The 12,395-nt window shown below is 68.4% G+C and carries 8 protein-coding genes; 2 read left to right on the forward strand and 6 right to left on the reverse strand.

What is annotated here, in order from left to right; translation table 11 throughout:
• Positions 1 to 182: 182 nt before the first annotated feature.
• The 4 genes from ACFQS2_RS15750 to ACFQS2_RS15765 form a co-directional block, all read right to left on the reverse strand.
• Entirely contained in the window at positions 183 to 2,057 is a 1,875-nt protein-coding gene (locus tag ACFQS2_RS15750) for an ABC transporter ATP-binding protein (protein ID WP_377794369.1), read from the reverse strand.
• Positions 2,054 to 3,007: an ABC transporter permease gene (locus ACFQS2_RS15755; RefSeq protein WP_377019044.1), complete on the reverse strand. Its 954-nt coding sequence runs from the start codon at positions 3,005 to 3,007 to the stop codon at positions 2,054 to 2,056. Before ACFQS2_RS15755 ends, ACFQS2_RS15750 begins: the two co-directional genes overlap by 4 nt.
• Complete coding sequence (locus tag ACFQS2_RS15760; protein ID WP_377019043.1) at positions 2,997 to 3,926, reverse strand: ABC transporter permease; 930 nt, start codon at positions 3,924 to 3,926, stop codon at positions 2,997 to 2,999. Before ACFQS2_RS15760 ends, ACFQS2_RS15755 begins: the two co-directional genes overlap by 11 nt.
• Before the next feature lie 168 nt (positions 3,927 to 4,094).
• Positions 4,095 to 5,735, reverse strand: coding sequence for an ABC transporter substrate-binding protein (locus tag ACFQS2_RS15765; RefSeq protein ID WP_377794522.1), 1,641 nt, complete (start codon positions 5,733 to 5,735; stop codon positions 4,095 to 4,097).
• Positions 5,736 to 6,025: 290 nt separating this feature from the next.
• Between ACFQS2_RS15765 and pgi the strand changes: the two genes are divergently transcribed.
• Complete coding sequence (pgi, locus tag ACFQS2_RS15770) at positions 6,026 to 7,723, forward strand: glucose-6-phosphate isomerase (RefSeq protein ID WP_377794370.1); 1,698 nt, start codon at positions 6,026 to 6,028, stop codon at positions 7,721 to 7,723.
• 193 nt (positions 7,724 to 7,916) lie between these two features.
• On the opposite strand, the gene ACFQS2_RS15775 is transcribed toward pgi, so the two are convergent.
• Complete coding sequence (locus tag ACFQS2_RS15775) at positions 7,917 to 9,344, reverse strand: MFS transporter (protein ID WP_377794371.1); 1,428 nt, start codon at positions 9,342 to 9,344, stop codon at positions 7,917 to 7,919.
• Between the two features lie 194 nt (positions 9,345 to 9,538).
• On the opposite strand from ACFQS2_RS15775, the gene ACFQS2_RS15780 reads away from it, so the two are divergent.
• On the forward strand, positions 9,539 to 11,104 hold the full coding sequence (locus tag ACFQS2_RS15780) for a flotillin family protein (RefSeq protein ID WP_377794372.1): 1,566 nt from the start codon (positions 9,539 to 9,541) through the stop codon (positions 11,102 to 11,104).
• Positions 11,105 to 11,189: 85 nt separating this feature from the next.
• On the opposite strand, the gene ACFQS2_RS15785 is transcribed toward ACFQS2_RS15780, so the two are convergent.
• Positions 11,190 to 12,395, reverse strand: coding sequence for an acyl-CoA dehydrogenase family protein (locus tag ACFQS2_RS15785; RefSeq protein WP_377794373.1), 1,206 nt, complete (start codon positions 12,393 to 12,395; stop codon positions 11,190 to 11,192).

Below are 12,395 nucleotides of genomic sequence, written 5' to 3' on the forward strand. Positions count from 1 at the left end.
TCGTTTCGGGTCGCGGGACGGGTCACGGACCGAGCAGCGCCCGGCCGCACAGGGTGCGGCCCGCTCCAGGGCCATAGCGATCCTACCGGCCTGGGCGCCGAGTCCCAGGGGCGAGGGAGTGAGAGTTTCGACGCCATGGCGCCCCCGGGGACCGCGAACGCGATCCCGCGGGCGCCATGGGGTCAGACGTGGCCCGACTGCGAGAACGGATCGATCACGTCGTCCGGTCGCGGATCGGCGGTCTCCCCCGCGTCGTCCGCGGCCGTGTCCGCTGTCGTCTCCGCGGGCGCGTCGACGTCGATCGTCTCGGCCCCCGCGAGCGGGATGGTCCGGCCGGGGATCGCCGCGAGCAGGCGCTTCGTGTAGTCCTGCTGCGGATCGTGGAAGACCTCGTCGGTGGTCCCCTGCTCGACGACCTCACCCTTCTCCATGACCAGCGTGCGGTCCGCGATCTGACGAACCACCGCGAGGTCATGGGTGATGAAGAGATAGGACAGTCCCAGCTCGGCCTGCAGGTCATTGAGCAGGTCGAGCACCTGGGCCTGGACCAGCACGTCGAGCGCCGAGACCGCCTCGTCGCAGATGACGACCTCCGGGTCCAGGGCGAGGGCGCGGGCGATCGCGATGCGCTGGCGCTGACCGCCCGAGAGCTCGTTGGGGTAGCGCTGCATCATCGAGGCCGGCAGCGAGACCTTCTCCAGCAGGTCGCGCACCCTGGCCTCCCTGCTCCTGGCGTCGCCGATGCCGTGCAGCCGCATCGGCTCCTCGATGGTGCGATAGATCGAGTACATCGGATCCAGCGTGCCGTAGGGGTTCTGGAAGATCGGCTGCACCTTGCTGCGCAGCGTCTTCAGCTCCCGGCGCGAGTGCGTCGTGACGTCCTTGCCTTCGAAGAGCACGCGGCCGGAGGTGGGCTTCAGCAGCCGCAGGACCATCTGCGCGACGGTCGACTTGCCGGAGCCGGACTCCCCCACGATCGCCGTGGTGGTGCCGCGCTGGAGCTCGAAGGAGACGTCGTCGACGGCGCGGAACGGCGTGGATCTCCACGGCACGGCCCCACGGATCGGGAAGTCCTTGGTCAGGTGCTCGACCTGGATCACCGCCTCGTCGGCGGAGCCCTGACCCGGAGCGTCGTCCCGTTCGGCCGCATGGCGCCGGGCTTCGGCGGAGGTGCGCTCGCGCTCGCTGACGGAGACCAGTCGGCGCGAGGCCAGCGACGGCGCGGCCGCGATGAGCCGCTTGGTGTAGGGATGCTGCGGCTTCTGCAGGATCTCCAGCGCCGGGCCGGCCTCGACGACGCGGCCCTTGTACATGACCACCAGGTTCTGGGCGCGCTCGGCGGCGAGGCCGAGGTCATGGGTGATCAGCAGAACCGCGACCCCGAGCTCCTTGGTCAGCGAGTCGAGATGGTCGAGGATCTGCTGCTGGACGGTGACGTCCAGGGCGCTGGTGGGTTCGTCGGCGATGAGCAGCTTCGGGCGCGCGGCCAGGCCCATCGCGATCAGCGCACGCTGCTTCATGCCGCCCGAGAACTCGTGCGGGTACTGGTTGGCGCGGCGCTCCGCATCGGGAAGGCCGGCCTCCTTCAGCAGCTCGATGGTCCGCTCGTGCGCGGCGGAGCCCTTGACCACGTTGTTCGCGGTCAGAGCCTCCTGGATCTGGGAGCCGACCTTCCACATGGGGTTGAGGTTGCTCATCGGATCCTGCGGGACCAGTCCGATCTCGCTGCCGCGCAGGGCGAGGATCTCGCGCATGGGCACATCAGTGATGTCCCGTCCGGCGAAGCGGATCGAGCCGGCGGTGACCGAACCGTTCTCGGGCAGCAGCCGGGCGATGCTCATCGCGGTGGTGGACTTGCCCGATCCGGACTCGCCCACGATCGCGACGGTCTCGCCGGGATAGACCTCGAGATTCGCGGCCCGGACGCCCTGCACGGGACCCGAGGAGGTCGTGAACGTGATCTCGAGATCGGAGAGCTCGAGCAGGGGCTCGGCCGGCTTCCCTCCCGGGTTCTCCGGCTGGGAGAAGGGCTGGGACTGCGGAGAGGTGGTGGTCATCGCTTCTTCGCCTTCGGGTCGAGGGCGTCGCGCACGGCGTCACCGAGCATGATGAAGCTCAGAACGGTGATGGCCAGCGCCAACGAGGGGTAGAACAGCATCATCGGCTGGGAGCGCAGAGCGTCCCGCGCGGTGGAGATGTCCCCGCCCCAGGACACTGCCGAGGGCGGCAGCCCGACGCCGAGGAACGTCAGGGTCGCCTCGGCCACGATGTACACGCCGAGGTTCACGGTGGCCGTGACGATCACCGGGGCGATCGCGTTGGGGATCACATGCTTCAGCAGGATCGACGTGCGTGAGGCGCCGAGTGCCGTCGAGGCCGTCACGAAGTCCTGGTTCTTCACCGAGATGACGGAGCCGCGCATGATGCGGGCGATGTTGGTCCACCCGAAGATGCCGAGCACGAGGACCACGATCCACACGTTGATGTTGTCGAAGCGGTTGCCGATCACGATGGCGCCGAGGATCAGGGGGACCGCGAAGAAGATGTCGGTCACGCGGGAGAGGATCGCGTCGAAGATGCCGCCGACGAAGCCCGCGATCGAGCCCAGCACGCTGCCGATCAGCGTCGAGAGGATCATCGTGAAGAAGCCGACCGTCACCGAGGCGCGGGCCCCGTACAGCGTGCGTGCGAGCACGTCGTAGCCCTGGATCGTGGTGCCGAAGGGATGTTCGCCGCTGGGTTCCTCCCGCGCTTGCGAGAGGTCGCCGTAGGTCGGGTCCTGATCCGTGAACACGCCGGGGAACGCGGCGATGAACAGCAGTCCCAGGATCATGATCGCGGAGATGATGAAGACCGGGTTGCGGATCAGGCTGTGCAGGGCCTCGCCCCACATTGAACGCGGTGTCGCGGTGGTGTCGACGGCGTCGACGGCCTGTAGCGGGGTCTCCTCGAGCGGCGCGACGTAGTGCTCCGCCGAGGGGCGGATGGCGCGGGCTTCACTGGGCATAACGGATCCTCGGGTCGAGCACGGCGTAGAGCAGGTCCACGATGAGGTTGGCGAGCAGGAAGATGATCACCAGCAGCGTCACGATCGAGACGATCAGCGGGCTCTCACCGTCGTTGATGGCCCGGAAGAGCAGCGAGCCGATGCCGCTGATGTTGAAGATGCGCTCGGTGACGATGGCCCCGCCCATGAGGGCGCCCAGATCGGCACCGATGAAGGTGACGACGGGGATGAGCGAGTTGCGCAGGATGTGCTTGGTGATCACGCCGCCGCGGGAGAGGCCCTTCGCGGTCGCGGTGCGGACGTGGTCGGCCGTGGCGACCTCGGCGACCGAGGTGCGGGTCAGGCGCAGCACATAGGCGAAGGAGACGGCTCCCAGCACGGTGGCCGGGACCAGCAGGTTCACGAAGGACGGATCACGGCCTACATTGACGGGCACCACGCCCAGCTGGACGCCGAGCACGAACTGGGCGACGAAGCCGATGACGAAGGTCGGCACCGCGATCAGCAGCAGGGACACCATCAGCAGCGTGGTGTCGATCAGCGTGCCCTTCTTCAGCCCGGAGATCACGCCGGCGATCACACCGAAGACTGCCTCGATGACCACCGCCATGATCGCGAGCCGGAACGTGACCGGGAACGCCGCGGCGATCTGATCCGCGATGGGCCGGCCGTTGAAGCCGACGCCGAAGTCGCCTTGGACCAGGTTCCCCAGGTAGATCAGCCACTGGATCAGGACCGGCTTGTCGAGGTTGTACTGCTGCCTCAGCTGGTCCTCGATGGCCGCGGAGATGGGTTTGTCCCCGGCGATCGTCGCGATGGGATCGCCGGCGGAGGCGAAGGCCATCAGATAGACGATGAGGGTGGCACCGAGGAACACGGGGATCATCTGCAGCAATCGCCGCACGATGTACCAGATCACGTTGTTCGCTTTCGACGTCGGATTCGGGGCACAGGCCCCGGCGGGCAGCCCGGGACGAAGGGTACCGGGCGCACGACAGCGGGAACCGGGCTCGGCCCGATCCCCGCTGACGGGTGTGACGGATCAGTTCGGTTCAGACCGCAACGACGTCTGATCCGTCACAGAGGATCACTTGGTGATCTCGTAGTACAGCGGCACCGTGTCCCATCCGTACTCCACGTTCGAGACCAGGTCCGAGTAACCGCCGAAGGTGTTCTGGTACCACAGCGGGATCACCGGCAGGTCCTCGAGGAGGATCGCCTGAGCCTCCTTGTACTTCTCCAGCGCGGCATCCTGGTCGGGAGCGGCCAGGCCCTCCTCGAGCAGGGCGTCGAACTCGGGGTTCTTGTAATCGCCGTCGTTGCTGCCGCCGCCATCGGCCGCGGCGGACGAGTACAGCGGTCCGAGGAAGTTGTAGACCGACGGGTAGTCGGCCTGCCAGCCGGACCGGAACGATCCCTCGAGCTCGCGGTTGGTGATCTGCTCGCGGAACTCGCCGAAGGCCGGGAACGGCTGTCCGGACGCCTCGATGCCCAGCACGTTGGAGATCGAGTTGCAGACTGCCTCGACCCAGCTCTGGTGCGGACCGTCGGCGTTGTAGGACAGGGTGAAGGGTCCCTCGAAGGGCTCCATCTCCTCCGCCTGGGCCCACAGCTCCTGAGCCTGCGCCTCGTCGAAGGTGAGGACCTCGGCGCCGGGGATATCGGTCTGGCCACCGCCGTCGATCACCGGGGCCACGAAGTCGGTCGCCGGGGTGCGGGTGCCGAAGAACAGGTTCTCGCAGATCGAGTCACGGTCGATGGCGTAGGAGATCGCCTTGCGCCGCAGCTTGCCGACCTCGCCCTGGAACTGGGGGTCGTAGTTGGGGATCGTGAACGACTGGAACACCGCTCCGGGGGCGTTCACCGCACGGTCGCCGAGCTCGTCCTCGAAGGACTCCAGCGCGGAGTCCGGGATCTGGTCGGTGACGTCCACGGCGCCCGACTGAAGGTCGTTGTACATCGTGTCGTTGTCCGCGTAGATCACGAAGGTGACGCCGGCGTTCTGGGCCGGGCGGGCGCCGGCGTACTCGGGGTTCGGGACCAGCACGATCTCGGAGTCGTGGGTCCAGGTGTCGACCATGTAGGGCCCGTTGCCGACGGGCTTCTCGCCGAAGGCCTCCATGTCCTCGAAGGCGGATTCCGGCAGCGGGGAGTACGCGGTGTAGCCCAGGCGGCTCGGGAAGTCCGACTGGGGCGAGACGAGCTTGACCGTGAACGTGGTGTCGTCGACGACTTCGAGGCCGGACATCGTCATGTCCTCGGTGGCGTCGTCGGCCGAGACCTCGTCGTACCCCTCGATGGGCTCGAAGAACGAGTTGCTCAGCTGAGCGTTGGTGGCGTTCGCCCCGAAGTTCCAGGCGTCCACATAGTTCTTCGCGGTCAGCGGCGTGCCGTCGGAGAACTTCTGGTCGGCCTTCAGCGTGATGGTCCAGGTCTGGTTGTCCTCGGACTCGATGGACTCGGCCATCTCGTTCTCGACCTTGCCCTCGGCCGTGTAGTACACGAGCCCGGAGAAGATCGACGTGACCACGCGGCCACCACCGACCTCGTTGGTGCTGGTGGGGATCAGCGGGTTCTGGGGCTCGGTGCCATTGGCCAGGACGGGCTCGCCGGATCCTCCGCCGTCGCCGGAACCGCCACCGTCTCCCCCACCGGAGCAGGCGGCGAGGGTCGCGGCAGCGCCGGTGACTGCGGTACCGAACATGAGGGATCGTCGGGAAAAGGCCATGGGGGTCTCCTCGGAGATGACTCGGGCTGTGGTCATCGTGCTTCGTCACACACGACGCTTAAGCCAGTGTGCACCCTCGGCTGTCAATGACAGTCCACCTGTCGGTAACGCTTCGGTCTCGTCCGCGACACCTCGCCCTGTCGCACGGCGCCCGCCCCGCAGATGTCCAGCGCGGCGGTCCGCCCGGAGCCGAGCGCGGCAGGGCGCGCACAGCACACATGCGCACATGGGCGCTCGACGCGACTCCCGCGGGGTGTCGGCGATCGCGGCTGACGGTGTTCAATGGCGGTATGACTGCTTCGAACGCCGCTTCGTCCGCCCCCGTCGACCCGACTTCCACCGCCGCCTGGGAGGCTCTCGAGGCGCACGACCTCGAGCTGACCGGCTCCCTGCGCGAATGGTTCGACGCCGATCCCGACCGCGCGGAGCGCTTCAGCCTCGAGGCCGCCGACCTCCACGTGGACCTGTCCAAGAATCTGATCACGCCCGAGACGATGGAGCTGCTCCAGCGGCTGGCCCGTGAGGTCGGCGTCGAGCAGCGCCGTGACGCGATGTTCGCCGGCGAGCACATCAACACCACCGAGGACCGTGCGGTGCTGCACACTGCGCTGCGTCGGCCCGTCGGCACCCCGGACGCCCTGGTCGTGGACGGCCAGGAGATCGATCGGGACGTCCAGGCCACCCTGCGCCGGGTGTACGACTTCGCGAACGCGGTCCGCTCCGGGCAGTGGACAGGCGTGACCGGCAAGCCGATCCGGACCGTGGTCAACATCGGCATCGGAGGCAGCGATCTGGGCCCGGTCATGGTCTACGAAGCGCTGCGTCCCCTGGCGCAGGACGGCCTCGAGGCCCGCTTCATCTCCAACATCGACCCGACCGACGTCTACGCCACCACCGAGGACCTCGACCCCGAGACCACCCTGGTGATCGTCGCGTCGAAGACCTTCACCACCCTGGAGACCCTCACCAACGCGCGCCTGGTTCGTCAGTGGCTGCTGTCGGGGCTGCGGGAGAACGCCGCGCTCACGCCCGAGCAGGAGAGGGAGGCCGTGGCCAAGCACTTCGTGGCCGTCTCCACCGCGCTGGACAAGGTCGAGGCCTTCGGGATCGATCCTGACAACGCCTTCGGCTTCTGGGACTGGGTGGGGGGCCGCTACTCCGTGGACTCCGCGATCGGGACGGTGCTGGCCGTCGTGCTCGGCCCGGAGGTGTTCGAGGAGCTGCTGTCCGGCTTCCACGCGATGGACGAGCACTTCCGCACCGCGCCGGCCGAGGCGAACGTGCCGCTGCTGATGGGCCTGATCAACGTGTGGAATGTGAACTTCCTGGAGGCGGAGACCCATGCGGTCCTCCCCTACTCCCAGTACCTGCACCGCTTCCCGGCCTACCTCCAGCAGCTGACCATGGAATCCAACGGCAAGTCCGTGCGCTGGGACGGCTCGACCGCGGCCACGGAGACCGGCGAGGTGTTCTGGGGCGAGCCCGGCACCAACGGTCAGCACGCCTTCTACCAGCTGATCCATCAGGGAACCCGCATCGTCCCGGCCGATTTCATCGCCTTCGCCACGCCCAACCACGCGCTGGCCGACGGCGACCAGGACGTCCACGAGCTGTTCCTGGCCAACTTCTTCGCCCAGACCAAGGCGCTGGCCTTCGGCAAGAGCGCCGAGGAGGTACGGGCCGAGGGCACCGAGGGACCGCTGGTGGCCGCCCGGGAGTTCTCCGGCGACCGTCCCACCACGTCGATCATGGCGCCGAAGCTCACGCCGTCCGTGCTGGGCCAGCTGATCGCCCTGTACGAGCACATCACGTTCGTCCAGGGCGTCGTGTGGGGCATCAACTCCTTCGACCAGTGGGGCGTGGAGCTCGGCAAGCAGCTCGCCAAGGACCTCGGCGCGGCCGTGGCGGGGGACGACGCGGCGATCGGGAGCGAGGATTCCTCGACGGCCTCGCTGATCCGGTATTACCGCAGCCACCGCGAGAGCTGAGCGGCGCGCGGGCGCCGGGCGCTCGGTCGAGCGCGCCGGGCCCCGACGCGCTGAGCGCAGGAACCTGAGCGCCGGAAGAGGGCGGTCCCTGACGGGGCCGCCCTCTTCTGACGTGAACCGTGCTCGTCGACCACGTGACCGCGCACGCGGCAGCCGCGCAGTCGAACAGTCACGCAGTCACGCAGTCACGCAGTCACGCCAGGTAGTCGATCTCGCGGGTCTCCTTGCCGATGAGCAGTGCGGCGAGCGTGATGAATGCGGCGAGCGTCAGGTAGCCGCCCACCAGCCACAGCGGACCGTCCATCAGCTGCCACAGCGCGATCATCGCGTACGGGGCGGGCGCGGCTCCGATCACCGAGGCCATGTTGTAGCTGACCGCGCTGCCGGTGTAGCGGACGTCAGCCGTGAACATCTCCGGGAGGAACGCCGCCATCGGTCCGAACGTGAGGCCCATCAGCGTGAATCCGAGGATCAGCGTGGCCATCACACCGATCGTGCCGGCGTGGATCAGGGGCTCGATCAGCAGGCCGAAGACGACGATCCCGGCGGTGACGCCGAGCAGCAGCTTGCGGCGACCGATCCGGTCCGCGAGCGGACCGGAGACCAGGGTGAAGATCCCGAAGAACACGACGCCGATGATCAGCATGGTCAGGAACTCGGGCCGCTCATAGCCGAGGCCGGGCGTGAAGGCGTCGGGGTTGAACTCGTTGCCGGCGGCTTCGGCGGCGGCGCGGGCGGTCTCCTCGTCGGCGACGGTGGTGCCGACGACCATGAGAAAGGCGGTCATCAGGTAGAAGAGCACGTAGGTGGCGACCATGGCGATGGTGGCCAGGATCAGCGGCTTCCAGGCGGTGCGGAAGACCCGGGCGATCGGCACCGCGGCGACCCGCTGCTCGTCGATGACCTTCTGGAACGCCGGGCTCTCCATGAGTTTCAGCCGCACCCACAGGCCCACCACGACCAGGATGGCCGAGAGCAGGAACGGCAGGCGCCAGCCCCACGTCATGAACTGCTCGTCGGTCATCGTGACGCTGAGGACCACGAACAGCAGGTTGGAGAGGATGAACCCGATCGGCGCGCCGAGCTGCGGGAACGTCCCGTACAGCGCGCGCTTGCCCGGCGGGGCGTTCTCGGTCGCCAGCAGCGCGGCGCCGGACCACTCCCCGCCGAGGCCCACGCCCTGGCAGAAGCGCAGGAGCACCAGGATGGCCGGCGCCAGGAACGCGAAGCCGGGCGTCGATGCGGTGGGCAGCACACCGATCAGGAACGTGGCGATGCCCATCATCAGCAAGCTCGCCACCAGCGTGGTCTTGCGACCGACGCGGTCCCCGAAGTGACCGAACATGAGGGAGCCCAGCGGCCGGGCCACGAACGCGACTCCGAAGACCGCGAACGAGCTCAGCAGCTGGTTCGCCGGGGTCTGGGTGGGGAAGAAGAGCTGCGGGAAGACCAGGGACGCCGCAGTGGCGTACGCGTAGAAGTCGAAGAACTCGATCGTCGTGCCGACCATCGACGCGGTGATGACGCGCCCGCGCGTGTTGGCTGGTGCCGCCGCAGGCGCGGACGTGAGGTGAGGAGAAGGCGGAGTGCTGTTCACGAGCGCCGACCCTAGCCCGCACATCCCATCATGCGGACGTACTGCACACATCGTGAGACGAGCGCTGGGACCGTGCCGGCGATTGGCGTATCGCACCAGGTCAGCGGCATCTGGTCCGGTTCTGAGATCGACCGCCATACAGCGGCGTTCGATGGAAGACTGTCCCTCGGCGGGTCTCGGACGGAGGAGATCCGCCCACTACTGACTGAGGGGACTCCATGGAAGCACTCATACCGATCCTGGGCGGCGCGGCGGTGCTGCTCGTCGCGGTCCTGATCCTGGCCGTGATGCTGATGCGCAGCTATCGGATCGCGGCTCCGAACGAAGCACTGATCATCACCGGCCGCAATGCGAAGACCAGCCCGACCGGCGACATCGATCTCGAATCGGGCAGCGCCCGTGTGATCATCGGCGGTCGCGCTATCGTGCGGCCCATCGTGGACCGCGCGTTCGTGCTGAGCCTGAGCTCGCGGCAGATCCCGGTCGAGGTCGAGGGCTACTCGATGAACGGCATCTTCCTGCGACTGCGCGGGGTGGCGCAGGTCAAGGTCGGCGGCAATATCGAGGATGTCCGCAAGGCCTCGCAGCGCTTCCTCGATCAGCAGCAGCAGATCGACCACTACACCCAGGAGATCCTCTCGGGCACCCTGCGCGCCGTGGTCGGCACGCTGACGGTCGAGCAGATCATCCGCGATCGCGCATCCTTCGCCAGCCAGGTCCAGGCCGAGGCCGAGCATTCGATGAACAATCAGGGTCTGGTCATCGATACCTTCCAGATCTCCGCGATCGAGGACGACGGCTCATACCTGCGCGACTGGGGCCGGCCCGAGGCGGCCCTGGTGGCCAAGCGCGCCGCCATCGCCGAATCGGACGCCAACCGGGAGTCCACCCAGGCGAAGAACCTCAACCTGCAGCAGGAGGCGGAATCGAAGCAGTCCTTCGATCTGCGCCAGGCCGAGATCAAGGAGGAGACCGACGCCCGTCAGGCGATCGCGGACGCCGCCGGTCCGCTGGCCCGCGCCGCGCAGCAGCAGAAGATCATCGAGCAGGACGAGCTGATCGCTGTCCGCAACAACGACCTGCGCGAGAAGCAGCTGATCGCGGAGGTCCACAAGCCGGCCGAGGCCAAGCGCTACGCCGAGCAGCAGGACGCCGACTCCAAGAAGTACGCCCGCGTGGCGCAGTCCGAGGCGGAGCTGACCGACGAGCGCAACCGCGCGGAGGCCCGCAAGGTCACCTCCGAGGCGGAAGCATTCTCGATCGAGGCCCGGGGCCGGGCCGAGGCCGAGGTCGAGCTGCAGCGTCGTTCGAAGGACGCCGAGGCGGTCCGGCTCGAGGGTCAGGCCGAAGCCGACTCGCTGCGCGCCAAGGGTGAGGCCGAGGCGGCCGCCATCCTGGCCAAGGGCGACGCCGAGGCGGAGACGACGCGTGCCCGTGCCGAGGCGTACAAGCAGTTCAACGACGCCGCGGTCCTCGCGCAGGTGCTCGAGGTGCTGCCGTCCGTCGCCAATGAGCTGGCGGCGCCCTACTCGAACATCGACAACCTCTCGGTGTTCTCCACCGATGGGGAGGCCAAGATCGGCCAGAACATCTCGGTCGGTCTCGCCCAGGTGCTCGACATGGTCAAGTCCACCACGGGTGTGGACTTCCAGGACACCCTCCAGCGCGCCGCCGAGGGCGGTCGCGTGGTGCGCGAGCAGTCCGAGTCCGCCGACGCGGCACCGTCGTCCACCGCTCCCGAGCCGGCGGACGATCTCCCCGTTCCCGCCGACGAGACCTCCTGAGCCCGCTCAGGTCAAGCGCCTCCGCGAGGCCATCGATCGCCCCGGCACTCCTCCTGGAGGGCCGGGGCGATCGTCGTACGTGCAGTCATCGCGGCAGCACCGGCCGCGTGCCGCCGATCTCGCCCAGCAGCGACTTCGCGTAGGAGGCGTGGACGGACTCCGCGTCGGAGGGGTGGTACATCGCGGCACGCACGTCCCGGGAGAGCCGTTCGAGCTCGCTGCGCCGGAAGTACTGGGCCCCGCCGCTGGCGCGGAGGACCTGGTCGACCGCACCGATGGCAACCTCGGTGGCTCGGGACTTCACCCCGGAGAAATGCTGGGACCATTTGGGGCCGTGGTCGGTCACGCCGACGCCGCTCTCCCCCAGCCCCAGCGCGTCGAGGTCGGCCATGAGCTTGTCGATCTGCAGGACCACTCCGTCGACGGCGATCGCGGCGTCGGCGAGGCGCCAGCGGATGTCGGGGTCGTCGGCGTGGACGATGCCGCGCGTGACGTTGCGGCGCGTGGTGGCGAGGTCCGCGCCGACGATGATCGCGCGTTCTGCGATGCCGGTGTACACCGAGGCGATCAGCAGCTCGAACGCGCCGAAGATGCCCATCACGAACGGGTCCTGATTGGGACCGACGGGGGTCAGCGCCAGGACCTGGTCCGCGGCGATCGGGGCCCGGTCCAGCACGGTGGTGCACGACTGCGTGGCCCGCATCCCGTGCGTGTCCCAGTCCGGGACCGTCTCGACGGCGTCGGTGCGCTCTATCACGCCGAACACCAGGCGGGGATCGACCTCGGAGGTGCGGGCGAGCCGGCCGTGGACCACGAGGCGGTCCCACACGGGAGCGAGGGAGGTGAAGATCTTGGTGCCGCTGACCTGGTAGCCGCCGTCGCGCCGGGCGTCGGCCCGGGTCGAGGAGTCGAACAGCATGGCCTCGTTGCCGGGCTCGGAGATCCCGAAGGCGAACAGGCGGTTCGCCGCCGCGTCCTCGAGCATCGTGCGCACCGAGCCGGCTCCGAGCCGGTGGGCGTGCAGGGCGGCGCCGGTCACCACGAGATGCATGTTCATCGCCAGCGCCGTGGCCGGCGCGGCCTGCGCCAGGCGCCGCTGGACCTGGGTCGCCTCCAGCAGGCTCGCGCCGAGACCGCCGAGCTCGACCGGCACCAGCAGGCGCAGGTAGCCACGCTCGCGCAGATCCGCGAGATCCTGCTCCGGGAAGGTGTTCTCCCGGTCGTGGATCACGGCGCGCTCGCGGAACGTGTCCAGCAGGGAGGCGGGCAGCAGGTCGTCGGCGATGCTCAT

Origin of the sequence: Brachybacterium sp. GCM10030267 (assembly GCF_042666875.1) — a bacterium.
Classification (GTDB): domain Bacteria; phylum Actinomycetota; class Actinomycetes; order Actinomycetales; family Dermabacteraceae; genus Brachybacterium.

Coding starts and splice junctions, on each gene's coding strand:
- ACFQS2_RS15785 (WP_377794373.1), bottom strand. CDS start 12,395: ATGAGCATCGCCGACGACCTGCTGCCCGCCTCCCTGCTGGACACGTTC.
- ACFQS2_RS15780 (WP_377794372.1), top strand. CDS start 9,539: ATGGAAGCACTCATACCGATCCTGGGCGGCGCGGCGGTGCTGCTCGTC.
- ACFQS2_RS15765 (WP_377794522.1), bottom strand. CDS start 5,735: ATGGCCTTTTCCCGACGATCCCTCATGTTCGGTACCGCAGTCACCGGC.
- ACFQS2_RS15775 (WP_377794371.1), bottom strand. CDS start 9,344: ATGTGCGGGCTAGGGTCGGCGCTCGTGAACAGCACTCCGCCTTCTCCT.
- ACFQS2_RS15750 (WP_377794369.1), bottom strand. CDS start 2,057: ATGACCACCACCTCTCCGCAGTCCCAGCCCTTCTCCCAGCCGGAGAAC.
- pgi (WP_377794370.1), top strand. CDS start 6,026: ATGACTGCTTCGAACGCCGCTTCGTCCGCCCCCGTCGACCCGACTTCC.
- ACFQS2_RS15755 (WP_377019044.1), bottom strand. CDS start 3,007: ATGCCCAGTGAAGCCCGCGCCATCCGCCCCTCGGCGGAGCACTACGTC.